This is a genomic window from Saccharothrix sp. HUAS TT1 (assembly GCF_040744945.1).
GTDB lineage: Bacteria > Actinomycetota > Actinomycetes > Mycobacteriales > Pseudonocardiaceae > Actinosynnema.
On record NZ_CP160453.1, the window covers coordinates 6,106,306 to 6,131,303 of the forward strand.

General features: G+C 73.2%; 15 protein-coding genes and 1 pseudogene. 6 read left to right on the forward strand and 10 right to left on the reverse strand.

Annotated features, from left to right (window positions below):
* Positions 1 to 63 precede the first annotated feature (63 nt).
* From AB0F89_RS27520 to AB0F89_RS27560, 9 genes and pseudogenes are all read right to left on the reverse strand, one after another.
* Complete coding sequence (locus tag AB0F89_RS27520) at positions 64 to 2,880, reverse strand: PQQ-dependent sugar dehydrogenase (protein ID WP_367128514.1); 2,817 nt, start codon at positions 2,878 to 2,880, stop codon at positions 64 to 66.
* A 95-nt stretch (positions 2,881 to 2,975) separates the two neighbouring features.
* On the reverse strand, positions 2,976 to 3,359 hold the full coding sequence (locus AB0F89_RS27525; protein WP_367139016.1) for a ricin-type beta-trefoil lectin domain protein: 384 nt from the start codon (positions 3,357 to 3,359) through the stop codon (positions 2,976 to 2,978).
* A gap of 18 nt (positions 3,360 to 3,377) precedes the next feature.
* A pseudogene (locus AB0F89_RS27530) lies at positions 3,378 to 5,372 on the reverse strand (PA14 domain-containing protein); the annotation flags it as partial.
* A 281-nt stretch (positions 5,373 to 5,653) separates the two neighbouring features.
* The gene (locus AB0F89_RS27535; protein ID WP_367128515.1) at positions 5,654 to 7,063 is read right to left on the reverse strand and encodes an alkaline phosphatase family protein; all 1,410 of its coding nucleotides are present in this window, start codon (positions 7,061 to 7,063) and stop codon (positions 5,654 to 5,656) included.
* Entirely contained in the window at positions 7,060 to 8,172 is a 1,113-nt protein-coding gene (gene eboE, locus AB0F89_RS27540) for a metabolite traffic protein EboE (RefSeq protein ID WP_367128516.1), read from the reverse strand. The genes AB0F89_RS27535 and eboE overlap by 4 nt, the downstream gene beginning before the upstream one ends.
* Entirely contained in the window at positions 8,169 to 9,023 is an 855-nt protein-coding gene (locus AB0F89_RS27545) for a TatD family hydrolase (protein ID WP_367128517.1), read from the reverse strand. Before AB0F89_RS27545 ends, eboE begins: the two co-directional genes overlap by 4 nt.
* On the reverse strand, positions 9,023 to 10,528 hold the full coding sequence (locus AB0F89_RS27550) for an EboA domain-containing protein (RefSeq protein ID WP_367128518.1): 1,506 nt from the start codon (positions 10,526 to 10,528) through the stop codon (positions 9,023 to 9,025). Before AB0F89_RS27550 ends, AB0F89_RS27545 begins: the two co-directional genes overlap by 1 nt.
* Positions 10,525 to 11,376 (reverse strand): SCO3242 family prenyltransferase, encoded by an 852-nt coding sequence (locus AB0F89_RS27555; protein WP_367128519.1) that lies wholly within the window; start codon positions 11,374 to 11,376, stop codon positions 10,525 to 10,527. The genes AB0F89_RS27550 and AB0F89_RS27555 overlap by 4 nt, the downstream gene beginning before the upstream one ends.
* Complete coding sequence (locus AB0F89_RS27560) at positions 11,373 to 12,530, reverse strand: inositol-3-phosphate synthase (protein WP_367128520.1); 1,158 nt, start codon at positions 12,528 to 12,530, stop codon at positions 11,373 to 11,375. The genes AB0F89_RS27555 and AB0F89_RS27560 overlap by 4 nt, the downstream gene beginning before the upstream one ends.
* Positions 12,531 to 12,743: 213 nt before the next feature.
* Between AB0F89_RS27560 and AB0F89_RS27565 the strand changes: the two genes are divergently transcribed.
* The 6 genes from AB0F89_RS27565 (at position 12,744) to AB0F89_RS27590 (ending at position 23,152) form a co-directional block, all read left to right on the forward strand.
* Entirely contained in the window at positions 12,744 to 13,922 is a 1,179-nt protein-coding gene (locus AB0F89_RS27565) for an ROK family protein (RefSeq protein ID WP_367128521.1), read from the forward strand.
* Positions 13,923 to 13,961: 39 nt separating this feature from the next.
* Entirely contained in the window at positions 13,962 to 14,999 is a 1,038-nt protein-coding gene (locus AB0F89_RS27570) for a family 2 encapsulin nanocompartment cargo protein polyprenyl transferase (protein ID WP_367128522.1), read from the forward strand.
* Positions 15,000 to 15,514: 515 nt separating this feature from the next.
* Positions 15,515 to 16,555 (forward strand): multicopper oxidase domain-containing protein, encoded by a 1,041-nt coding sequence (locus tag AB0F89_RS27575; protein ID WP_367128523.1) that lies wholly within the window; start codon positions 15,515 to 15,517, stop codon positions 16,553 to 16,555.
* Between the two features lie 32 nt (positions 16,556 to 16,587).
* The gene (locus tag AB0F89_RS27580) at positions 16,588 to 20,565 is read left to right on the forward strand and encodes a ThuA domain-containing protein (protein WP_367128524.1); all 3,978 of its coding nucleotides are present in this window, start codon (positions 16,588 to 16,590) and stop codon (positions 20,563 to 20,565) included.
* A gap of 66 nt (positions 20,566 to 20,631) precedes the next feature.
* Positions 20,632 to 22,155, forward strand: coding sequence for a plastocyanin/azurin family copper-binding protein (locus tag AB0F89_RS27585; RefSeq protein WP_367128525.1), 1,524 nt, complete (start codon positions 20,632 to 20,634; stop codon positions 22,153 to 22,155).
* A 28-nt stretch (positions 22,156 to 22,183) separates the two neighbouring features.
* Entirely contained in the window at positions 22,184 to 23,152 is a 969-nt protein-coding gene (locus AB0F89_RS27590; protein ID WP_367128526.1) for a hypothetical protein, read from the forward strand.
* A 64-nt stretch (positions 23,153 to 23,216) separates the two neighbouring features.
* Here the strand turns inward: AB0F89_RS27590 and AB0F89_RS27595 are convergent, their stop codons facing one another.
* Positions 23,217 to 24,743: a glycoside hydrolase family 76 protein gene (locus tag AB0F89_RS27595; RefSeq protein ID WP_367128527.1), complete on the reverse strand. Its 1,527-nt coding sequence runs from the start codon at positions 24,741 to 24,743 to the stop codon at positions 23,217 to 23,219.
* Positions 24,744 to 24,998: the final 255 nt, after the last annotated feature.

Below are 24,998 nucleotides of genomic sequence, written 5' to 3' on the forward strand. Positions count from 1 at the left end.
GCGATCGCCGTCAGCACGGATCGCAGTCGGGACATCAGTTGCTCCTCGCTGGGTGGAAGGTGGTCACGGAGCGGTCCACTTCTGGTTGGCGGCGCCGTTGCAGTCCCAGATGTGCAGCGCGGTGCCGTCGGCGCTGCTGTTGCCCGACGCGTCCAGGCAGCGGCCCGACTGCGGGTTGCGCAGCGAACCGTCCGACTGCGCGACCCACTGCTGCGCGCCGGAGCCGTTGCACGTCCACAGCTGCGTCTTCGTGCCGTTCGCCGTGCCGCCCGACTGCACGTCCAGGCACTTGCCGAGCGCGCGCAGCGTGCCGTCGGCGGACGCGGTCCACTGCTGGGCGGCGGTGCCGTTGCACGTCCACAGCTGGATCTTCGCGCCGTCGGCGGTGCTCGCGCCGCTCACGTCGACGCACTTGCCGCCGAGCCCGACGATCCGACCGGTCCGCGCGCCCGTGGTGAAGGTGAACTCGTCGAGGTCGAACAACGCGCCCGCGCCGCCCTTGAACACCAGGTACAGGGTGGTGGTGCCGGCGGGCCGGTTGGCCAGCGGCGCGGTGACGTCGGTGAACGTCTCCCAGCCGCCCGTCACCGGCACGGTCGCGGTGCCGAGCAGGGCCCCGGTGGCGGACCCGGCGCGCACCTCGATGGCGCCGCCGGCGCCCGCCGAGGAGACCCGGGCGCTGATCGACGTGGCGTCGGACAGCACGTAGGGCTGGAACGCGATCCAGTCGCCGTTGTGGATGTCGCCCACGGTCCGACCGCCGTGCGCCGGGGCGTGGTCGACCACCCGGATGCCGCTGGACGTGCCGTGGTGCTCGGCCTGCCGGGTCTTCGGCTGGGTGACGTGCTGGGTGTGCGTGGTGACGCCGCCGCGGTCGGTGTACTCGGCGTCCCAGACGCCGTAGATGTTGGCGTTGGGGTCGTGCTCGCCGTCCTGGGGTGTCTGGACGGTGCCGGAGCACCCGGTGGCCTCGGTCAGCTTGTGGCCGTGCGAGTCGTGCCCGAGGATGTAGCTGATCTTGACCTTCGAGCAGTCGATCGCGCCGTCCTCGGGGTCGGTCACGGTGATCCGGAACGGCACCGCGCCGCCGAAGTCGAACAGCTGCCCGTTCTGCGGCAGGTTCAGGGTGACGGTCGGCGCGGTGTTGCCGACGGTCACCTGCACGCTCGCCCCGGCGGTCCGGCCGGTGCTGTCGGTGACCGTGAGGGTGGCGGTGTAGGAGCCGTTGCCCGCGTAGGTGTGCTGCGGGTTGGCCGCCGTGGACGTGCCGCCGTCGCCGAACTTCCAGGCGAACGTGATCGGGTCGCCGTCGGGGTCCGACGAGCCCGCCGAGGAGAAGTTCACCGTCAGCGGGGCCTGCCCGGACACCTTGTCGGCGGTCGCCCTGGCGATCGGCGCGTAGCCGCCGGACACGTGCTCGATCCGGTACAACGCCGAGTTGGCGTCGCCGGCGAACCAGCCGGTGCCGTAGTCCAGCACGTAGAGCGCGCCGTCCGGGCCGAACGCCAGGTCCATCACCTGGGTGCCGGTCCACGGGAACGCGGTGATGGCGCCGGGGTTGCCGCTGCCGTCGACCGCGACGTCCTTGATCCAGCGCCGGCCGAACTCGCCGGCGAAGAAGTGCCCGTCGTAGGACTGCGGGAACTTGACCGGGGAGTTCAGGTTCGGGTCGAACCGGTAGACCGGGCCGCCGGCGGGCGACTCGCTGCCGCAGCCGAACGCGGGCAGCGAGCAGTCGTCGTACTTGATCCACGCCGGCTTGGCCGCCGGTAGCGACCGCAGGCCGGTGTTGCGCGGCGAGTCGTTGGTGGCGCCGGTCGCGCAGGCGTACTTGCCGCCGGAGGCGCCGGTGGCGAAGTTGTAGTCGTTGTAGGTCTCGGCGGTGGTGTTCGAGCCGGTGCAGTAGGGCCAGCCGTAGAAGCCGGGGCCGGTGATCCGGTTGAACTCGACCTGGCCCGCCGGGCCGCGGGACGGGTTGGTGGCGCCCGCGTCCGGTCCGTAGTCGCCGAGGTAGACCACGCCGGTCGCCTTGTCCACGGTGAACCGGAACGGGTTGCGGAAGCCCATGGCGTAGATCTCGGCGCGGGTGCCCGCCGTGCCGGGCGCGAACATGTTGCCCGCCGGGACCGAGTAGCCGCCGTCGGCGTTGACCTTGATCCGGAGCAGCTTCCCGCGCAGGTCGTTGGTGTTGGCGCTGGTGCGCTGGGCGTCGAAGGCGGGGTTGCGGGCAGCCCGCTCGTCGAGCGGGCTGTAGCCGTCGGAGGCGAACGGGTTGCTGTCGTCGCCGGTGCTCAGGTAGAGGTTGCCGGCGGCGTCGAAGTCGATGTCGCCGCCGACGTGGCAGCACATGCCGCGGCTGGTGGGCACGTCGAGCACGACCTTCTCGCTGCCGGTGTTCAGCGTGCCGTCGGCGTTCAGCGCGAACCGGGACAGCCGGTTGACGCCGTTCCAGGCGGAGGCGTCGCCGTCGGACGGGGCGTCGCCCGCCGGGGTGGACAGCGGGGGCGCGTAGTACAGGTAGACGTGCCGGTTCGCGGCGAAGTTCGGGTCGGCGGCGATGCCCTGCAGACCCTCTTCGTCGTGGGCGTAGACGGCGATCCGGCCCGAGACCTTGGTGTTGCCCGCGGCGTCGGTGAACCGGATCGTGCCGTCCCGGGAGGTGTGCAGGACCGACCGGTCGGGCAGGACGGTCATGGACATCGGCTCGCCCATCTCGGCGGCGCCCTTGGCGAGCGTCACCTGCTGGAACGAGGCCGCGGCGGCGACCGGGCCGGCCGCGACCGGTGACGCCCAGGTCGGCGTCGCGGCGGCTGCGCCCGCCGCCAGGAGCAGCGCTGCCGCCGCGAGTCGGGTGGGGGCGCGCAGGGATCTGGTCTTCATGACGACGTCCTTCCAGGCTTCACTGCCCGACCGGGGGACCGGGAACGGCCGGGACGGGGGTCCGCCGTGGCGGCGGCGGACCCCCTGGTCGATCGCTAGGGCAGGGTCCACTTCTGGCTGGCGACGCCGACGCAGTCCCAGATGTGCAGGATCGTGCCGTTGGCGCTGCTGCCACCCAGGGCGTCCAGGCAGCGGCCCGACTGCGGGTTGCGCACCGTGCCGTCGGCCTGCGCGACCCACTGCTGCGCGCCGGAGCCGTTGCACGTCCACAGCCACGTCGGCGTGCCGTTCGCGGTGGCGCCGTCCTTCACGTCCAAGCACTTGCCCTGGGCGCGGAGCGTGCCGTCACCGGGCAGCGTCCACCGCTGCGCGTTGGTGCCGTTGCAGTTCCACAGCTGGACCTTCGTGCCGTCGGCCGTGCCCGCGTTGTCGAGGTCGGCGCACTTCACTCCGACGCCCTTGATCTCACCGACGCGCACGGCGGGGACGCCCGGCGCGGCGTTCAGCGTGTACCAGGCTTCGGTGCTCCAGAGCGCCTGCCCGGACTCCGAGGCGAACGGCCGCGGCGAGCGCAGGTGCACCACCCGCCCGCCGAGCAGGCCGGAGAGCTTGACCACGACCTTCTTGCGGTCCGAGGAGGCCGTCGCCGAGGTGACCGCGAGGGCCTTCTCGTCGATCTTCGGGCCGCCGTAGGCCGGTGTCGGCTGGTAACGCCACTGCGTCGCCTGGTACTTGGCGGCGAGGTTCTGGGCGGTCTGCGTGGACAGCGGCTGGGTGTACTCCAGCTCGAAGCCGCCCTCGACGGCGCGCATCGACTTGATGTCGAAGGCGTTGCCCCCGTTGGGGGTGAGCTTCTGCAGGCCGTGGGAGAGCTTGCCCTCCTGCCCCCAGTTGCCGCCCGCGCCGATGCCGCCGGTGTAGATCGCGCCGTCCGGTCCGATGCTGATCCGGCTGACGCCCGATTCGAGGCCCTGCGTGTGCCGGAACACCGCGCCCTGGTACTCGCCGTTGACCTTCTCCAGGAACGCGCGTTGCAGGCCGCCGTAGGTCACGTCGCCGAAGACGAGCTGCCCGGCGAACGGGCCGGTGGTGAGCTGGACGGGGTTGCTCGGCGAGTTGGCGATCTCGTTCTGCGGCAGCCACAGCGCGGGCGCGCTGGTGGCGCGGCCGTCGAACGGGCCGGTCGGGTTGGTGTAGTGGTTGAAGAAGCGGTCCTGCTTGACGTGCACCAGCTTGGACGACGGCAGCCAGCCGCCCTGGTTGTCGGTGGCGAACAGCTCGCCGTCGGGACCCCAGCCGATGCCGTGCGGCGTGCGCAGCCCGCCGGCGATGTAGGTCACCTGGCCGGTGGCCTTGTCCACCTTGATCGTGGTGCCCCGGTTGGGCGCGGGCTGCGGGTCGGTGGTCGCGCCGCCGAGGTTGATCGCCACCGACAGGTTCAGGAAGAACGCGCCGTCGCGGTACAGCATCCCGAACGCGAACTCGTGGAAGTTGCCGCCGAACGGCCAGGTCGCGACCCGGCGGTAGCTGTCGGTCACCCAGTCACCGTTGGTGTCGTTCAGCTCGGTCAACCCGGGCTTCTCCGACACGTAGAGCTTGCCGTCGACGTACTTGATGCCCATCGGCTCCTGGAGGCCGCTCGCGATCCGCTGGGTGCGCACCTTGGTCGGGTCGGTGTTGCCGGTGACGCCGCTGAGCAGGTGCACCTCGCCCAGCTTGGTGTCGGTGCCGCCCCACGTGCTGATCGCGAGCCGGCCGTCGGGCAGCCAGTCCAGCCCGGTCACCTGCGGCTGGAACCCGCTCGGCCGCAGGTTGGTCAGCGTGTAGTTCGGGTGCGCGCCGGTCAGCGGCAGGCCGTCGCCGGGCGCGTCCGCGCCGCCCTCGCACTCCTTGCGGCCCGGCGCGGTCACCCGGACCACGCCGGCGTCGGTGCTGAGCGCGGAGTTCGGCACGACGCTGAACGCGGCCGCGCCGGGCGGCTTCCACTCCAGGGTGATCTGCTGGCCGCCCTCGTTGTCGAAGTGCTCGATCCGGAACGGGTGGTAGCCCGTGCCCAGCTGGATCGAGCCCTCCTTCGCCGGCGAGGCGCCGTGCAGGCCGTCGTGGTTGATCACCACGGTGTTGTCGACCCGCAGCCGCGAGCCGTCGTCACTGGTGAGGCGGAACGCGTAGGCGCCCGCGGTGGTGATGTTGACGTTGCCGGTGACCTCGGACAGGAACCGGTCGGCGATCCCGAAGTCCGCGGTCGCGCTCCAGTTGATCGTCGGCATCAGCTTGTCGACGTTGGGCGTCTGGGCGGCCTTCAACGTGCACAGCTTCGAGATGCTGGTCTGCAGGTCGTAGACCCGGAGCGTGACCCCCGGCTCCTGGGGTGGTGGCGCGGCCGCCTGGGCGGCCGGGGTGGTGGACAGCAACGAGGCGGCGATCAGCGCGACCGAGGCGGACGACACGGCGGCGCGCGGCCACCGTAAGCGCCGGGCAGGGGACGACATGGGCGTGTTCTCCCTTGAGCTAAGCCGGTGAGCAGGGGACTCGACTCGGCAAGGGGTCGATGGGGGCCGACCGTATGACCACTTTTGTATGAAGTCAACGAAAGACTGTTCAAGGTAGACAAAAGTACGTCGAACGGCGGCGGCGCGGTGTGGCGTTCAGCTCTGCCCAGTCGCAAGTGGACGATCATTGGCAGTCCTAAGAGGACACATGAGTGCGCGCAGGCCGACAGGACCGGCACCAGAGCGGCGCCGGTCCTGGAGCACCCGGTGACCCCGTCACCTCACCGGGCGGTCCCCTTTCCGCGCACCGGGATGCCCTGCAGGGACAGCAGGAGATCGCGGACGTCCGTCGCGGCGATCCGGCCGGACCGGTCGACCGAGTCGGGCGCGGTCGGGCTGGAGCACAGCAGCACCGGGCCGTCCTCGGCCCGGTCGGGCAGCCTGCCGTGCGTGCCGCGGACGCACGACGGGTCGAGCGGCACCACGTTCATCGCGTAGCGCAGGCCGAGCTTCTTGCGCGCCAGGTTCAGCCCGGCCTTGGCCTTCGCGAGCCGGTCGCCCGGGTCGAAGAACAGCTCGGCCGGGTCGTAGCCGGGTTTGCGGTGGATCTCCACGCCGCGCGCGAAGTCCGGCGCGCGGCTGTCGTCGGTCCAGTAGTAGTAGGTGAACCACGCGTCCGGCTCGGCCACGGCGACCAGCTCGCCCGAGCGCTCGTGGTCGAGGTGGACGCCCGCCTGCGCCTCCCGGTCCAGCACGAGGTCCACACCGGGCAGCTCGGCGATCGCGGCCCTGGCCCGCGGCACGTCGGCCGGGTCGGCGACGTAGACGTGCGCGATCTGATGGTCCGCCACCGCGAACGCGCGGGACGTCCACGGGTCCAGCAGCTCCATCCCGGCCTGCGAGTACACCTCCAGCAACCCCGCCGCGCGCAACGCCCGGTTGACGTCCACCGGTCGGCGGGCCTCGGTGATCCCGTACTCCGACAGCGCCACGACCGTCGCGCCGGCCGCGTCCGCGTCGGCCAGCAGCGGCGCCAGCGCGGAGTCCACCTCGGCCGCCGCCCGCGCCGCCTGGAGCGAGTCCGGTCCGAAGCGCTGGAGGTCGTAGTCCAGGTGCGGCACGTAGACCAGGAGCAGGTCCGGGCGCTGCCGGGCCAGCACCCGCCGCGCGGCGCCGACGATCCACTCGCTGGACTTCAGGGCCGCGGTCGGTCCCCAGTACTGGAACAGCGGGAACTCGCCCAGCTCGGCGACCAGCTCGTCGTGCAGCGCGGGCGGCCGCACGTAGGCGTCCGGCGACTTGCGGCCGTCGGCGTGGTAGATCGGGCGCGGGGTGACGGTGACGTCCGTGGACGCCCCCATGGCGTACCACCAGCAGACGTTGGCCGCGGTGTACCCGGGCCGCGCCCGGCGGGCGGTCTCCCACAGCTTCTCCCCCTGCACCAGCCGGTTGTGCTGCCGCCACAGGTGGACCTCGCCGAGGTCGCGGAAGTACCAGCCGTTGCCGACGATCCCGTGCCGCGCCGGGGTGAGCCCGGTCAGGAACGTCGACTGCGCCGAGCACGTCACCGCGGGCAGCACGGTGCCCAGCTCGGCCTGCCAGCCCCGCTGCCCCAGCGCGCGCAGGTTCGGCATGTGCGGCAACAGCGACGGCGTCAGGCCGACGACGTCGACGACCACCAGCGGGTTCATGCCACGGCTCCCTCGACGAGGTGGTCCGCCGCCCAGCGCAGTTCGGCGGCGATGCCCGCGGCGAGGTCGTCCACGCCGCCGGGCAGCACGGTCCAGGTGTAGGTCTCGACCTCGACGTGCGGCAGCGCGCCCGCCGCGGCGCGGACCGCCGCGGTCGCCGCCAGCAGCACGTCGGTCGTGGACGTGAGCGGAGCGGCCGGGCGCGCGTGCAGCGGCACGTGGAAGTGCACCCGCCACGGGTGCGCGGCGGGCAGCTCGGCCAGCGCGTCGGGCAGGTCGTCGGCCGCGAGCACGCCCTCGGCGGTGTTCTCCCGGACCTGGTGCAGGTAGCGCGGCTCGGCGAACGCGGCGATGGCCCGCCGGCCCTCCTCGGCGCCCGGCTCGGCGACCTCCAACGCCGCCGACGCCTGCACCTTGACCACCGCGAGCCCCGAGGCGTGGATCTCCGCGACCGCCTCCGCCGGGTCGGCGAAGGACACCGCCAGGTGGCAGGTGTCCAGGCAGATCCCGACGTGGTCGTGGTCGACCCGGTTCGCCAGCCACCCGACGGCGTCGGCCACGGTGTCGAGCACGCAGCCCGGCTCGGGTTCCACGGCCAGCCGGATCGGCCTGCCGTGCCGGGCCGCGTCCGCGCGCAGCGCCCGTGCGACCACGTCCAGCGAGGCTTGGGCGCGCGCGTCGTCGTCCTCGGTCCACGGCTCGCGCCAGCCCAGCGGCAACGTCGAGATGCTGCCGCAGGACGCGGAGTCGGGCAGCAGGTCGGCGAGCACGGTCGCGCAGGCCAGCGTGTACGAGGTGCGCCGCGGGTCGGTCCACCTGGGCAGGTACACGGAGTGCTTGACGACCTCGTGGTGGAACCCGCCGTACGGGAACGCGTTGAGCGTGCTCACCTCCAGCCCCCTGGCCCGCAGCTCGGCCGCCAGGCCGCGCCTCGCCGCCGCGTCCTCGGCGAGGCCGCGCGCGACCGGTTCGGCCAGCCACAGCCCGAGGGCGAGGGCGTCCACGCCCAGCTCCTCCCGCACCGGCACGGCGTAGCGGTCGAGCTGCGCCACGACACCGGCCAGGTCTTCGGCCGGGTGGACGTTGGTGCAGTACGCGATCGGGCTCACGGGCGCTCACCCCGCAGCACGGAGTTGCCGGCGAACGTGTCGGCCGACGCGGCGTCGTCGTCCAGCACCAGCCGGCCGCTCTGGCCGTAGAACTCGACCGGGTTGCGCCACAGCACCTGGTCCACCACCGACTCGTCGAACCCGGCCGCCAGCATCGCCAGCCCCGTCTTGTGCGTCTTGAGCGGGTCGGACCGGCCCCAGTCGGCCGCCGAGTTCACCAGGACGCGCTCCGGGCCGTACTCGGTCAGCAGGGCCACCATCCTGTGCTCGTCCATCTTGGTGTCCGGGTAGATGGAGAAGCCCATCCAGCAGCCGGAATCGGCCACGGCCCGCACGGTCATCTCGTTCAGGTGATCCACCAGCACCCGTTCGGGCGGCAGCTCCGACTCGCGGACGAGGTCGAGCGTCCGCGTCGTGCCCGCCGCCTTGTCCCGGTGCGGTGTGTGCACCAGAGCGGGCAGGCCGTGCCGCACGGCGAGTTCGAGCTGCCGGGCGAACGCCTCGTCCTCCTCCGGGGTCATCGAGTCGAACCCGATCTCGCCGACCGCGACCACGCCGTCCTTGGCGAGGTAGCGCGGCAGCACGTCGAGGACCGGGGTGCAGCGCGGGTCGTTGGCCTCTTTGGGGTTCAGCGCGAGGGCGCAGTGGTGCCGGATGCCGAACTGCGCCGCCCGGAACCTCTCCCAGCCGATCAGGGCGTCGAAGTAGTCGGTGAACGACCCGACGCCGGTGCGCGGCTGGCCCAGCCAGAAGGAGGGCTCGACCAGCGCACGCACACCGACCTCGTGCATCGCCTCGTAATCGTCCGTCGTGCGCGAGGTCATGTGGATGTGCGGGTCGAAGATGCGCATCAGGGTTCGCTCCTCAGCAGTTCGAGCGCGTCGGCGGGAACGGCCCGGCCCGCGGCGCGGCGCTCGTCGGCGTACGCGCCGACCATCCGCCGCAGCTCCGCGTCCACGCGCCGGTCGAGCCCGGCCACGGCGGCCAGCGGGATGCCGGTGAACAGGCACTTGAGCACGCCCTGCCGCCACGTGTGACCGTCCAGGTGCTCGGCGGCGAACGGTCCGAGGGCCGCGGCGACGAGCCTGGTGTCGTTGCTGCGCAACGCGTCCTTCACCAGCTCGACCCCGCACTCCGGCGCGGCGGCGCCGACGTCGGCGAGCGCGCGCAGGACGCCACGCCGTTCGGCGTCGTCGCCGTGGTGGTACAGGTCGGCCAGCTCGGCGGCCAGCGCGTCCGGCGCGGTGTCGGCGAGGGCGACCAGCAACCGGCCGCGGGCCAGGTCGTCCACGGTCCCGTGCACCACGCCGAGCGGGTCGGACGCCCCTCGGACGGGTGTCCGGCCGACCGCCCGGCCGACCGCCGGGAAGAGGGTCCGGATCGACTCGGGGTCGGCTCGCACGCTCCGCTCGGCCTCGACCAGCCACGGGTCGGGCGACGCTGCCGAGCCCGCCTGCCGGGGTTCGGGCAGCACCGGCCGCGAACCGCCCGCGGCCTCCGCGGGCCGGGGCTCGGGCAGCACCGGCCTGGGCATCGCCGACCGCAGGGCGTCCAGCGCCCGCCGCGCCACCTGCGGCGCGGCGTGGCTGTGCCGGGGCAGCTCCACCGCGGCCAGCCCGGTGTAGCTGATCTCGGCCAGGGCGGCGAGCGTGGCGGGCAGGTCCAGCTCGCCGTCGCCGAACTCCAGGTGCTCGTGCACGCCGGGCAACATGTCGTCCAGCTGCACGTTGAGCAGCAGGTCGCCGGCGCGGCGGACGCAGGCGGCGGCGTCCCGCGGTTCGACCGCGACGCAGTGCCCCACGTCCAGGGTGATCCCGAGCAGGGCGGGCGACCCGAGTTCGTCGCGCAGCCGCAGGGCGTCGTCCAGGCGCTCCACCAGCATCCCCGGCTCGGGTTCCAGCGCCAGCGGCACGCCGTGCTCGACCGCGCCGTCCAGGGCCGCCGTGACGCCGGACCGCATCCGCCGCCACGCCTCGTCGCGCTCGACCCCGGCGGGCACGACGCCCGACCAGAACGAGACGCAGTCGGCGCCGAGGTCGGCCGCGATGCCCAGCGCCCGCCGCAGGAAGTCGACCCGGACCTCCTGCGCGTCGCTGACCAGCGTCGGGTGGTGCTTGCGGCGGGCGTCGAGCAGGTACCGCGCCCCGGTCTCCACCACCACCCGCAGGCCGAGGGCGTCCAGCCGGGTGGCGACCCGGCGCACCTGCCGGGCGACGTCGGGCGCGAACGGGTCGAGGTGGACGTGGTCGAGGGTGAGCGCCACCCCGGTGTAGCCGAGGTCGGCGATCACCGCGAGGGCGTCGTCCAGCCGGTGGTTGGCGAAGCCGTTGGTGCCGTACCCGAGGTGGAACGTCATGTCGGACCCACTTTCCGGCTCAGCGCGCGGGCGACGGGCAGGACGAGCGCGAGGGCGGCGGCGGGCAGCACCCCGCTGCGCGCCACGAGGGCGCACTGCAGCGGCACCATGCCGTGGATGCCGGACTTGGTGGCCGACCGGACCGTCCCCGCGTCGGGTTCGCGGACGGCGGCCAGTTGGGCGCGGCCCACCGTCGCGGCGTACGTCGCCGCACCGGCCAGCACGCCCAACCGGTGCCGCCAGGTCCTGGCCGGTCGGGTGGCGGCGGTCACCGTCGTCAGCGCGGTGCCGCCGAGCACCGCTTCGGCGGTGGCCCGCGTCGCGCCGTGCACCTCGCCGCGCGACAGCGCCGTGACACCGAGGGTGTGGCCGCCGATCACGGCCGCGGACGTCAGCGCGGTGCGGGCCCGTTCCCGGCCCGCGCCCATGAGGACGTCGAGCGCGCGGCACGTCGCCATGGCGAGGGGTCCGGCGGCGGTGTCCTTGAGGACCGTGTCGTAGCACCAGACCGCCGCGGTGAGCGGGGCCGCGACGGCCAGCGCGTCCCGGCCGCCGGCCAGCGCCGCCAGGCCGAGCCCGGTCGCGCTGAGCGCCGCGGCGGTGGCGAGCGCGGCGCGGGGGCTGATCCGGCCGGACGGGATGGGCCGCTCGGGGCGCTCCACCGCGTCCAGCTCGCGGTCGGCCCAGTCGTTGAGCGCCATGCCCGACCAGTACACCGCGACCGACGCCAGCGGCAGCAGCAGGCGCCTGCCGCGCAGCGGCGCCCCGGCCGCGGCGGCGCCGGCGAGCGTGTCGCCGAGCACGGTCAGCGCCGCGGGAGCCCGGACGAGTTCCGCGTACGCCCTCACGCCAGCTCCCGCGCCCAGCGGTACAGCTCCCGGGTCTGCTCGGCGAACCGGTGCTCGTCGTGGCCGAGCGGGTCCTTGAAGAAGAACGCGAGCGCGCCCAGCGCGCCCACCCGACCGGCCGCGTGCGCGGTAGCGACCAGCCGGGTGAGGTCGAGCACCAGCGGCGCGGCGAGCGAGGAGTCCAGGCCCGTCCACGTCAGCTGGAGCGACATCCGGGCGCCGAGGAAGCCCTCGAACGACACGTGGTCCCAGGCGGTCTTCTGCTCACCGAGGTCGGGCACGTTGTCGATGTGCAGCGGCGCGGTGACGTCCTTGCCCAGCAACGACTCCAGGCCGCGCGCCTTCGACACGACCTTGCTGCTGGCGTGCGCGGGGTCCTCCAGGGTCGCGCCGTCGCCGCCGCCGAGCAGGTTCGTGCCCGACCAGGACCGCACCCGCAGCGCCCGCGCGGTGAACATCGGGGCGAGCACCGTCCGCAGCAGCGTCTCCCCCGTCTTGCCGTCCCGGCCCGCGTAGGGCAGGCGCTCGCGGTGGGCCAACTCGTCGAGCGCGGGCAGCGCCACGCCGGTGGACGGGGTGAAGTCGACGAACGGGCAACCCGCGCGCAGCGCCGCGTACGCGGCCACCGAGCTGGGCGGCAGCACCGATCGCGCCGGGTCGGCCAGTGCCTCCTCCAGCGCGGCGAGGTCGTCGTGCTGGGGCGTGTGCGGCACCGGTGGTTCGGTCGAGGACACGTTGACCACGACGACCCGCGCCAACCCGTGCCGCTCGCGGAACGCCGCGATGTCCGCGCCGAGCCGCTGGGCGGCTTCGGCCTGGCTGCCCCGGTGCGTCACCGGGTGGTAGCCGTCGCGCAGGTCGTCCTCGACCGCCCGCAGCCCCGCCTCGACGGCGTTGAGCAGCCGGTGCGGCAGCACGCCGTGCTCCGCCAGCTGCTCGGCGCGCTTCACCAGCGGTGTCTGGACCACGTCGTGCCCGCCGACGACCAGGTCGTCCCAGCCGGGCAGTGGGACGCCGGCCAGTTCCGGCGCCGCGGTGACGCACCCGGTCGGCGGCGCCAGGCCCGTGCGCAGTGCGAGCAGGCCGCCGATCGCCGTCGTCGCGACCGACCCGCGCGCGCCGATCAGCCACAGCCCGGTGGGTTCGTCCGCCATTGGCCGCCCTCCTTCGCCGTTCCAGTCGCGGTTCCCCGGCTCACCCAACCGGGGCCGCCACGGGTAACCCGTCACGGTCCGTCACGATTCGAGTTAGCTGGGTCACACTCATGCGGCGAACGTTAGGCACACTAATGGCGGATGTCAATCAAAAGTCTGCGATGTTTCGGCAGGATAAGCCATATATCGGGCAAGTTCTGCTTCAATTGCCGGGTGAACGATGACGTCACTCCCCTCGGCACCGCATCGGCAGGCGAACTGCTGCGGTTGCTGCGCGACGGCGTTCCCCGCACCCGCAACGAACTCTCCGCGGTGACCGGCCTGGCCCGGTCGACCGTGCGCGCCAGGCTGGACACGCTGCTCGACGCCGGGCTGGTCAGCGACGGCGGCAACGAGACGTCCACCGGCGGCCGACCGGCGGGCCGGTTCGTGTTCAACGCGCGGGCCAGGGTCGTGCTGGCCGCCGAGGTCGGAGCGACCCACGCCACCGTCGCGGTGACGGACCTGACCGGCTCCCCGCTGGCCGTGCACCGCATCGACCAGGACATCGCCGCCGGACCGGACGCCGTGCTGACCTCGTTGACCGCGACCTGGCGGTCGCTGCTGGCCGACGACGGGCTCGGGCCCACCCGGCTGGCCGGGGTCGGCATCGGGCTGCCTGGACCGGTCGAGCACTCGACCGGCCGGCCGAACAACCCGCCGATCATGCCGGGGTGGGACGGCTACGACGTGCCCGCCCGCGTCGGCGCCGAGTTCGGGGTCCCGGTCCTGGTGGACAACGAGGTCAACCTGATGGCGCTCGGCGAGCACACGACGAGCTTCCCGGAGGCCGAGCACCTGATCGTGATCAAGGTCGCCACCGGCATCGGCGCGGGCTTCATCAGCAACGGCCTGCTGCACCGCGGCGCCGTCGGCGCGGCGGGCGACCTGGGCCACATCGTGGCGCCGAACGCGGGCGAGGTGCCGTGCCGCTGCGGCAACACCGGCTGCCTCGAAGCCGTCGCCAGCGGCTCCGCCGTCGCGGCGGCGTTGCGCGCCACCGGGATCGAGGCCAGGACCAGCGCCGACGTCGTCGCCCTCGTCCGGTCCGGCAACCTCGAAGCGGGCAAGGCGGTGCGGGAGGCGGGCCGCAACATCGGCGAAGTCCTCGCCACCTGCGTGAGCATGTTCAACCCGTCGCTGATCGTCGTGGGCGGCACCGTCGCGCTGGCCGGCGAGATGCTGCTGGCCGGCGTCCGCGAGGCCATCTACCGCCGCTCCCTGCCGCTGGCCACGGGCAACCTGCGCATCGTCCCGTCCCAGGCCGGTGACGACGCCGGCGTGCTCGGCGCGGCGGCGATGGTGGTGCAGCACGTCCTGTCGCCGGCCGTCGTGGACCGGCAGCTGGCCTGACCCGCCCGACCTCGCCACCGAGCCGGAGGTGCCGCAGGCATGGTGTTCCAGGAGGCCGTCGACCGCACCCGTGCGGCGCAGGACGCGACCGCGTGGGGTCGCGGCGTGGTGCGGTCCGCGCTGAGGGCGGCCGTCGACGGGCTGCCCGCGTCGATGCGCCTGGTCGTCGGGTACCACCTGGGGTGGTGGGACGAGCGCGGCGAGCCGGTGGAGGCGTCGGGCGGCAAGGCGGTCCGGCCCGCGCTGGTCCGGCTGGCGGCCGAGGCGGTCGGCGGCTCGGCGACCGCGGCCGTGCCCGCCGCGGTCGCGGTGGAGCTGGTGCACAACTTCACCCTGCTGCACGACGACGTGCTGGACGGCGACCGGACGCGGCGGCACCGGCCGACGGCGTGGCACGTGTTCGGCGTGGACGCCGCGGTCCTGGCCGGTGACGCGGTGCTGGCGCTGGCGTTCGACGTGCTGGCGGCCAGCGGGCACCCGGCGGCGCTGGCCGGCGTGCGGGCGCTGAACGCCGCGGTGCTCGACCTGGTCGACGGCGAGCACGCGGACCTGGCGTTCGAGCGCAGGGACGACGTCGGGGTGGCGGAGTGCACGGCGATGGCGGAGCGGAAGACGGGCGGGCTGCTGGCCTGCGCGTGCGCGCTGGGCGCCCTGTTCGGCGGTGGCGGGCCCGCCGCGATCACGGGGCTGCGGGACTTCGGCCGCCTGCTCGGGGTGGCCTTCCAGCACGTGGACGACCTGCTCGGCATCTGGGGCGAGCCCGCGGTGACCGGCAAGCCGGTCCACGCCGACCTGCGGGCGCGGAAGAAGTCCTTGCCCGTGGTGGCCGCGCTGACCTCCGGCACACCCGCGGGCGACGAGCTGGCAGCGCTCTACCGCCGACCACCGACCACCGAAGACGACCTCCCCCGCGTCGCCCGGCTGGTCGAAGCGGCCGGCGGTCGGGCGTGGAGCGAGCGGCAGGCGGACCTGCTGCTGGAACAGGCCCTGCGGCGCCTGGATTCGATCGGCCCGACGCCCCGCGCGGCCGCCGAACTGACCGCCCTGGCCAGGGCGCTGGTCCACCGCGACCGCTGAGCGCGAACCCCGTCGCCGGGCCCGTTGAATGGCCCCGGCGAACTCCGACGTGCGCACCGAATACCCACCCGGCCATTCTTTCGCTCTGCGGAAATTCCGACCGACCACACCGGCAATGCATTTATGGAGTACCACGGAATCCGAGAGCGTCAAGTTTCCGCAGGTAGAAAAGCCGCAGATGCGCCGGTTGGCGTCCCGGTCATTCCCGGTCCAGAGCCGCCACAACGGGTGAAACCGCAACTGAAACGATCCGGATGGGACTACCCGGCCGTACCGGGATCGGACAAATCCTGTCCATCCCGTTCGCCCGGTTGGCCCTACACTTTTGTCGAAACCATGCATAAGTTGCAGATGGTTGATGCGAAAGACTGCCGAACTCGCCCAACCCGAAGACCCTGCGACAACGACCTTCCTCGCCGTCCGCACGAGCGTGTCCGCGGCCGGTTTATTCAACGCTGGAAAAGTGCGTTCCGCCATTCGCGGGACGCACGCGGCGCCTTGCCCTTTGGAGAGCGATGGACAAGCACGTCCAACCCGGCAGGCTCGTGTCCCGGCGCGCCGTGCTGGCGACCGGCACGGCGGCGCTGGCCGTCCCGGCCGCGGCGCTGGGCGCCACGACGCCCCGGAACACCGCGATCGCGCAGGAGGGCGTGGTCAAGAGGATCACCCTGTACGCGGAAGCCCTGCCCGGCAACCTGTACGGCTACGGCCTCGCGCCCGGGCAGGCGACCGTCCCCGGCCCGCTGCTGGAGGTCTACGAGGGCGACACGCTGGAGATCACCCTCGTCAACAACACCGATCGGCGGATGTCGATCCACCCGCACGGGGTGGACTACGGCGTCGAGTCCGACGGCAGCCCGCTCAACGCCTCCTTCAACAACCCCGGCGAGACCCGCACGTACACCTGGCGCACGCGGGAGATGTCCGCCGCCTCCGGCCGGCGCTGGATGCCCGGCAGCGCGGGGTACTGGCACTACCACGACCACGCCATGGGCACCGACCACGGCACGTTGGGCATCGCCCGCGGCCTGTACGGCGCGCTGGTCGTGCGCCGCCGGGGCGACGTCCTGCCCGACGAGCAGTTCACCGTCGTGTTCAACGAGATGACCATCAACAACCGGGTCGCGCCGGACACCCCGCTGTTCGAGGCGAACCTCGGCCAGCGGGTCGAGTGGGTCGCGATCGGGCACGGCACCCTGTTCCACACGTTCCACCTGCACGCGCACCGCTGGGCCGACAACCGCACCGGCATGCTGGAGAGCTCGGCCGACCCCAGCCGGGTGGTCGACAACAAGGACCTCAACCCCGGCAGCTCGTTCGGGTTCCAGGTGCTCGCCGGCGAGGGCGTCGGCCCCGGCGCGTGGATGTACCACTGCCACGTGCAGAACCACTCGGAGACCGGGATGTCCGGGATCTTCCTGGTGCGCGAGGCCGACGGCGGCATGCCGCCCGGCGCGCAGGAGGCGATCGACCGCTTCCGAGGGCACGCCCACGGCGGCGCGGCCGCACCGGCTCACGACCCGCACGGGCAGCACCAGCACCCGCCAGCACGATGACCTCGTGGCCGACCACGGCAAAGGAGTGAGGGATGGGGCCGAGGCTCTTTCCGCACCGGTATCGCAGGAGGACGGCACGACGGCTCGTCCCGGCGCTGATCGCCGCCGCGGTGGTGATCAGCGGGTCCCCGGCGGTCGGCGCGCCCACGGCGGTCGGCACACCGGCGCCGGCGGTCACCCCCGCCGCCACCGCGGTGCCCGTCCTGGTCTTCCACGGCCCCGCCGCCGAGCAGCAGGACCCGGTCACCCGCGCCGCGACGGCGTTCCGGGAGATCGGCGCGGCCAACGGGATGACCGTCGACGTGTCGTCCGACCCGGCCGCGTTCACCGCGGACAACCTCGCCCGCTACCGCGGTGTGGTGTTCCTGTCGGCGGCGGGCGCGACGCTCTCCCGTGACCAGGAGGACGTCCTGCGGGCCTACGTGAAGGCCGGTGGCGGGTTCCTCGGCGTGGCCGACGCCGCCAAGGCGCAGCTGGACTCGTCCTGGTTCACCGGCCTGATCGGCACCCGCCCGCTGGGCAGCACCGCCACCCCCGAGGTGGTGAGCGCGGTGACCGCGAGCGGGGAGAACCCGCCGAACGAGCCCAAGGAGATGCTGACCGACGGCAAGCCGGAGACCAAGTGGCTCGTCCGGACGCGGACCGCGTGGGTCGCCTTCCGCCTGCCCGCGGCCGCCGAGGTGAACCGCTACTCGCTCACCTCGGCCAACGACGTCGAGGGCCGCGACCCCAAGGACTGGACGCTCCAGGGCTCCGCGGACGGCACGACCTGGACCGACCTGGACCGCCGGACCGGCCAGGCGTTCCAGGAGCGCGCGCAGACGCGGCTGTTCACCATCGCCGAGCCCCGGTCGTTCCAGCACTACCGGTTGAACATCACGGCCAACTCCGGTGAGCCGCTAACCCAGCTCGCCGACCTGCGCCTGTTCTCCGGCGACCCGACACCGCCGCCGACGCCCGGCGTGCACCGGTCCGTGGTGAACGTCCTGGACCGGCAGCACCCGGCGAACGAGGGCCTGCCGCTGAACGTCACGCGGTCCGACCGCTGGTACAACTGGGAGCCGAACCCGGTCGGCCTCGTGCACACCCTCGCCCAGGTCGAGGAGCGGCACTACGACCCGGGCCCGGGACCCAACGGCCCGTTCCACCCGGTCTCCTGGTGCCGCGATTACGACGGCGGTCGCTCCTTCTACACGGGCATGGGCCACACCGAGGACGGCTACGGCGAGGACGCCTTCCGCCGCCACCTGACCGGCGCCCTCAAGTGGACGACCGGTGTCGTGCGCGGCGACTGCCAGGCCACCATCGCGGCCAACTACGAGGTCGAACGGCTGACCGCGGCCAACCGGACCGGTCAGCTCGACCAGATCGGCGAGCCGCACGGCCTGACCACCACACCGGACGGCGCGGTGTTCTACGTCGGCAAGGCCGCCTGCCCGACCGGGCCGGTCGCCGACTGGGCCAAGCCCGAGGTCGGCCTCGGCTGCGGCACGATCCACCGGTTCGACCCGGCTGCCGAGCAGGTGAAGCTGCTGGCGACGCTGCCGGTCATGGGCAACCGCGGCAGCGGCACCGAGCTGGTCAAGAACGAGGAGGGCCTGCTGGGCATCGTGCCCGACCCGGCGTTCGCCGAGAACGGCCGGCTCTACGTCTACTGGATGCCGCACGACACCGTCGACCGGGCGAAGCGCACCGGCAAGCGGACCATCTCGCGGCTGACCTACGACCACGACGCGAAGACCATCGACCTGGCCTCCCGCGTGGACCTGCTGCAGTGGGAGGTCCAGCAGCACAGCTGCTGCCACGCGGGCGGCGGCATGGCGTTCGACGCCAAGGGCAACCTGTACGTCGGCTCCGGCGACAGCAACTCCTCGCTCGGCTCGCAGGGCTACTCCGGCAACAACTGGACCGCCGAGTGGGAGGGGCTGTCCTTCCAGGACGCGCGTCGCACGGCCGGCAACACCAACGACCTCAACGGCAAGATCATCCGCATCCACCCGGAGCCGGACGGCACGTACACGATCCCGGAGGGGAACCTGTTCCCGCCGGGCACCGCGAAGACCCGCCCGGAGATCTACGTGATGGGCGTGCGCAACATCTCCCGGCTCCAGGTCGACCCGGTCACCCAGTGGTTGACCGCCGCGTGGGTCGGCCCGGACGCGACCGTGCCCAAGCCCGAGCTGGGCCCGGCCAAGTACGAGACCGCGACCATCATCACCGAGGCGGGCAACCACGGCTGGCCGTACTGCATGGGCAACAAGCAGCCGTACCGGGACCGCAGCAACACCGATGCGACCGTGCTGACCGGGTGGTACGACTGCGACGCGCCGAAGAACACCTCGCCGCGCAACACCGGCCTGGTCGACCTGCCGCCGGTCAAGAACAACATGATCTGGTACTCGCCGAGCGGCGGCGGCCCGGTGTTCCCGGCCCGACCGGACGGCAGCGGCGTGCCCACCTACGACCCGGACGACGCCACGTACACGCAGCCGTACCTGCGCGGCGGCGGGCAGGCCGTGATGACCGGGCCCACCTACCACCGGGAGCTGGTCGACACCGACAGCGGTGTCGCGTGGCCGGAGTACTGGGACGACAAGTGGTTCATCGGCGACCAGTCGAACTCGGCCAACCGGATCGCGGTCACCGTCGACCCGGCCGGCGTGCCGACGGCCGCTCCCCCGGCGTTCGCCGAGAGCCTGCGGGCGATCATCCCCGGCGGGCTCGGCAACGACCGGCTGCAGAGCTGGATGGACGCGAAGTTCGGCCCGGACGGCGCGCTCTACCTGCTCGACTACGGCAGCGGGTTCTTCAGCCTGCACGCCAACCAGAAGCTGATCCGGATCAACTACCGGGGCGGCGAGCGGACACCGGCGCCGGCCGCGACGTCGGTCGCGGTGCAGAACAAGCCGCTGACCGTCGCGTTCACCGGCTCGCGATCCGGCGGCGCGGCGCACCGCTGGGAGTTCGGCGACGGCACGTCGTCCACCGAAGCCGACCCGCGCCACACCTACGCGGCGGTCGGCCGGTACCAGGCCAGGCTCACCGTGACCTACGCGGACGGCGAGACGGCGGTGGTGCCGCTGACCGTGGACGTCGGCTGCGCGGTCGCCGACGACCGGGACACGGTGTGGCTGGGCGACGAGGACACGGGCGTGGCCAACGCGGAGGTCGGCGGCGGCTGCACGGTCGACGACCTGATCGACGACGAGAGCACGTGGACCGACCACGGCGCGTTCGTCCGCCACGTCACGGCGGTCGCCGACCGGCTGGCGCGGGACGGCGTGCTCACCGGCCGGGAGAGCGCGGCGCTGGCCCGCGCCGCCTCGGCCTCGGCCGTCGGCCGGGACGGGAGCACCGGCTACGAGCCGATCTTCGACGGGACGGCCGAGTCGCTGCGCGGCTGGGTGCAGGCCCCGAGCGGGTCGTTCGCCCTCCAGCCGGACGGCTCGCTGCGCTCGTCCGGCGGGCTCGGCATGCTCTGGTACGCCCGCGAGCGGTTCGGCGACTTCTCGGTGCGGTTGCAGTTCCGCGACTCGTCACCGGAGGGCGTCCGGGCCAACAGCGGCGTGTTCACCCGGTTCCCGGACCCGCGCACCCCGCTCGCGGACCGGCCGCCGGACAGCTGCGGGACGGTCGGCTCGGCGCGGACGTCGCCCGCGTGGGTGGCGATCTACTGCGGGCACGAGGTGCAGATCTACGACGGCGCGAACGGCGAGCCGCAGAAGACCGGGTCGATCTACAACTTCGACCCGGTCGGGCCGCCCACGTCCGAAGTGCCCGCGAAGGGGGTCTGGAACGACTACGAGATCCGGGTCGTCGGTCAGCGCTACACCGTGATCCGCGACGGCGTGGTGATCAACGAGTTCGACAACGCTCCGGGCAGGCAGTCGTCCCGGCCGAGCGACCCGCCGACGGACCTGCGCCAGTTCGCCGAGGGCTTCCTCGGCCTGCAGAACCACGGCAACTCCGACGTGATCGACTTCCGCGACATCCGGGTGCGGTCGCTGTAACGGCTCCCGGCCGGCGCGCGACCGCGTGCGCCGGCCGGTCACCGCCGCGCCCAGGGAAGGTGCACCATGTTCCGACGTCTGACCGCCGGTGTGGCGGTTGCCCTGATGTGGGCCTCGCCCGCCGCCGTCCCGGCCACCGCGACGCCGTCCGCACCCGTCCAGGTCCAGGAGCAGGTGCTGACCTGGACCGCCGACAACGACACCACCCGCTACAAGACCGCGCCCGCCACCGCCGTGGCGGGCGAGACCAGGATCGTCTGGGAGAACAGCGAGGCCACCGGCAACACCACCGGCATGCCGCACACGCTGACGTTCGACACCTCGTCGCCGGGCTACAACCACGACGTGGACCTGGACGTCCTGGCCAACCCGTTCGACGCGCGGAACGGCAGGCACGAGGCCACCGTCACGCTCACGCCGGGCAAGTACCGCTACTTCTGCACCATCCCCGGCCACGGCTCGATGACCGGCGAGTTCACCGTGACCGCGGGCGGCGAGGACACCACGCCGCCGACCGTCACGGCCGACGTCGCCGGTGACCGGGACACCGCCGGGGCCTACGTCGGCAGCGCCACGGTGACCGTGACCGCCTCCGACGCGGGTTCGGGGGTCGGCGCCGTCGAGCACGAGGTGGACGGCGCCGGGTTCCGGCCCCACACCGAGCCCGTCCGGATCACCGCCGTCGGCGAGCACGCGGTGCGGTACCGGGCGACCGACCGGGCGGGCAACACCTCGGAGGTCGGCTCGGTGGTGTTCCGCGTGGTCGAGCCGACCTCGGACACCACGCCGCCCACCGTGACGGCCGCCGTCGCCGGTGACCGGGAGCCGGACGGCGACATCGTCGGCACGGCGACCGTGACCGTCACCGCGACCGACGCCGGTTCGGGCGTGGACCTGGTGGAGTACAAGCTCGACGCCGAACCGTGGACCGCGTACGCGGCGCCGGTCGCCGTGACGTCCCCCGGCGCGCACATGGTGCACTACCGGGCCACCGACGAGGCCGGGAACACCTCGCCCGAGGGCATGGTCGCCTTCACCGTCGCCACACCGCCCGCCGACACCGCGCCGCCCACGACGTCGGCCGCGGTGTCGGGTTCCACGGACCCGGACGGCCGCTACATCGGCCGGGCGACGGTGACGATCACCGCGACGGACGCGCAGTCCGGCGTCAAGCTCGTGGAGCACAAGGTGGACGGTGGCGCGTGGGCGCCGCACTCCGCCGCCCTCGTGGTCGACACCGCGGGCGCGCACACCGTCGCGTACCGGGCCACCGACAACGCGGGCAACACCGCGGCGGAGAAGTCCTCGTCCTTCACCGTGGTCGCGCCGGGAGCGGACGCCTGCCCGGACTCCGACACCAGGCCGACGGTGGTCATCGGCCGCGACGACACCGGGGTGCCGAACGTCGACACCGGCGACGGCTGCACCGTCAGCGACCTGGTCGACCAGCACGGCGAGCACCCCGACCACGCGGCGTTCGTCCGGCACGTCGAACTGGTCACCGACGACCTGGTGGCCCGGGACGTGCTCACCCGCAGGGAGCAGGCGGCGATCGTGCGCGCGGCTTCGCGATCCGACATCGGCAAGTAGTTCCTTCACACCAGCAGGGAGAACACAGATGGCTGGACGGACCGCCTCCGCGCTCGCGACCTTGAGCGCCATCGTCACCGCCTCCGCGGTCTGCGCCGCGCCGAGCGCGCACGCCGACCTGGTGATGCACTGCGTGGGCAGCGGCGGACCCGTCACGGTCCCCAGCGACCTGCTCGTGCCGGCGGGGCAGTCGTGCTCGTTGCGCGGCACGACCATCACCGGTGACGTGCGGGTGGCCGCGGGCGCGAACCTCGTGGTGCACGGCGGCACGATCAACGGCGGGGTGTGGGTCGCGGCGGACGGCTACCTCGACTCGACCGACACCCGGATCGACGGCGCCCTCACCCTGGCCGCCGGCGGGTTCGGCCTGTACCTGCGCGGCACCGACACCGGCGGTGTGGTCGTCGAGCCGAGGGGCACGGCCGCCATCGAGGGCTTCCTGTTCGCCGAGCAGGGCTCGAAGGTCGACGGCGGCATCACGGCGGGCGTCGGCGAGATCACCGTCACCGACAGCGAAGTCCTCGGCAACGTCAGCACGAACGGGACCTACTTCACCGACCTGCACGGCGCCTTCGTGGACGGGGCGCTGTCGGTGCTGAACAACTCGACCGGCAGCGTCGTGTGCGACAGCGCGGTGCAGGGCAGGGCCACGTTCGCCGGCAGCGTCGGCGGTGTGCAGCTCGGCCCGAACGGCGGCCTGGACACCTGCGCCTCCGGTGGCTACTTCGCCCGGGACGTCAGCATCTCGAACACCACCGGCGGGCGCACGACGGTGGACGACAACATCATCAACGGCGCGCTCCACCTCACCGCGAACGACCCGACGGCGGAGGTGGCGGACAACAACCGGGTCCGCGGCGGGATCGTCGGCGCTCACGACGCGCCCGGGGCGTCCGCTCTCGCCGCGGGCGTCCGGGGCACTGCCGCGGAGCGCGCGGCGGAGCGCCTGGCGCGGGCGGGTGACGCCGCCGCGGTGAGCGGCCGGGCCCGGCTCTGACGGCTCTCCCGGGCTCGCCTCTCCCGGGCTCGCCTCGGTCGGCGAGCCCCGGGAGGGCGGTCGGTCAGCCGGCGGCGTTCATCAGGTCCACCGCGCTGTGCTGGCGGGCCGCGTCGCTGCGCTGGAACGGTCCGGCCCACGGCTGGTCATAGGAGTCGCTGCTGGAGCGGTCCCTGGCGTGGGCCGTGTCCGCCTGCCGCTTGAGGTAGGCGGTGTACGGGCGGTCGGCCAGCGCCTGGTTGAGCTTGCCGAGGCCGCGCGCGAACGCGCCCTTGAAGGACGGGACGTCACCGCCGCCGCCGTTGTCGAACACGATCCCGCCGGGGTTGAGCGCGGCGTTCGTGGTCGAGGCGTTGGCCAGCGCGCGGGCCCGGTCCAGGTACGACCGGTCGCCCGTGGCGCGGTGCAGCTCGGTCAACGCGGCCAGCGGCACGCCCTGGTTGTAGCTCCACGGCGTCTGGCCGTTGTTGCGGCACGTCGACGTGACCAGGCCGTCGTTGACCAGGTTCGAGCCGTTGATCATCCCGCTGCCCTCGAACCACCGCCAGCCGTCCCGGGCCCGCTGCACGTGGGTCGTGTCGCCGGGCAGCCGGTTGTGCAGGGCGGCGTTGAGCTGGACGTAGAGCGAGTTCGCGATCGCGTTCTTGTAGGTCCGGCTGGACGTCCACCAGATGCCGCCGCCGCACACCGCGTCCCAGTACCGGTGGATGTGGTCGGCGCCGACGCGGGCCGTGTCGAGGTAGCGGCGGTCGCCGGTCAGGTCGTAGGCGGCGATCCAGGCCAGGCCCCACCAGGCGACGTCGTCGTTGTACTCGTTGATGAAGTTGCCGTCCCACGCGGTGCGGTTGAGGTCGTACGTGCGGGCGATGGCGTAGCGGTAGGAGCCCATGCCGCTGACCCGCGCGTTGTCGATGATCGCGTTGAGGGCGTTGGCGGCGTTCCACCAGCCCGTGGTGTCGAACAGGCCGGTGCCGAGGTTGTACCGCTGCATCAGCGCGGTGGCCGCGGCGGTGCGGCGGTCCCAGGCGTTCCAGGTGGTGCGGTACCAGCTCGTGCACGCGATGGTCGACGACCCGGTCGGCTGGGCGCAGGCGCGCAGCAGGCCGACGCGCAGGCCGACCCAGTCGTCCACGTTGTGCATGAGCGTGCGCCCGCCCGCGGGGGCCGTGACCTCGCCCAGCTTCGGCTGCCACGTCACGCCGGCGTCGAACGAGCGGTCCAGCCAGACCGCGCCGCCGCCGGAGAGCACCGCCCAGCCCATGGTCTCGGAGCCGTCGAAGTGCAGCTCCACCCGACCGGCGCCGACGGGCAGGGCCTGGGCGACCCGCTCCCCCGCCGAGAGCGCCGGGTCGCGCCCGTCGCAGTGCTGGTTGCAGATCGCGGCGAGGGTGGTCGGCGGGACCGCCGACGGCCGGGTCCGGGACCGGTGCGCGCTGGGTGGCAGGGCGGGGTCCCGGTCGTCGCAGTAGCTGTCGCACGCGACGGGCGCGGGTGGCGGTGGCGGTGCGGTCGCGGACTCGGCGGGAACGACCACAGAGGACAGGAGCAGGGACGCCAGGACGGCGGTGTTCGACAAGACGGTGTTCAGCACGGGACCTCCCCAACGGGAGTGGGTGGCCGACAGGGGTGTGAGAACGCTCTCACACCGAGGTTAGGAGCGGTCGGGACAGCGCGGTATAGACCATCCAGCCGACCCGTGCTGCGACGGGCGGTGACAACCGGGCAGAACCCGCGCGCGGAGGTCGACACCCCGGACATCCTGCCGCGAAGCTCGGACCACCGCCCGCCGCGGGCCTTCCACGTCCGTCCTGAGTGGACCGGTCGGCGCCCGTCGGCGCGGGCCGGG

What these genes read in the sequence shown, in the direction of transcription:
- AB0F89_RS27520 (WP_367128514.1), bottom strand. Translation starts at nt 2,880, where the DNA reads ATGAAGACCAGATCCCTGCGCGCCCCCACCCGACTCGCGGCGGCAGCG.
- AB0F89_RS27535 (WP_367128515.1), bottom strand. Translation starts at nt 7,063, where the DNA reads ATGAACCCGCTGGTGGTCGTCGACGTCGTCGGCCTGACGCCGTCGCTG.
- AB0F89_RS27545 (WP_367128517.1), bottom strand. Translation starts at nt 9,023, where the DNA reads ATGCGCATCTTCGACCCGCACATCCACATGACCTCGCGCACGACGGAC.
- AB0F89_RS27550 (WP_367128518.1), bottom strand. Translation starts at nt 10,528, where the DNA reads ATGACGTTCCACCTCGGGTACGGCACCAACGGCTTCGCCAACCACCGG.
- AB0F89_RS27560 (WP_367128520.1), bottom strand. Translation starts at nt 12,530, where the DNA reads ATGGCGGACGAACCCACCGGGCTGTGGCTGATCGGCGCGCGCGGGTCG.
- AB0F89_RS27570 (WP_367128522.1), top strand. Translation starts at nt 13,962, where the DNA reads ATGGTGTTCCAGGAGGCCGTCGACCGCACCCGTGCGGCGCAGGACGCG.
- AB0F89_RS27575 (WP_367128523.1), top strand. Translation starts at nt 15,515, where the DNA reads ATGGACAAGCACGTCCAACCCGGCAGGCTCGTGTCCCGGCGCGCCGTG.
- AB0F89_RS27580 (WP_367128524.1), top strand. Translation starts at nt 16,588, where the DNA reads ATGGGGCCGAGGCTCTTTCCGCACCGGTATCGCAGGAGGACGGCACGA.
- AB0F89_RS27585 (WP_367128525.1), top strand. Translation starts at nt 20,632, where the DNA reads ATGTTCCGACGTCTGACCGCCGGTGTGGCGGTTGCCCTGATGTGGGCC.
- AB0F89_RS27590 (WP_367128526.1), top strand. Translation starts at nt 22,184, where the DNA reads ATGGCTGGACGGACCGCCTCCGCGCTCGCGACCTTGAGCGCCATCGTC.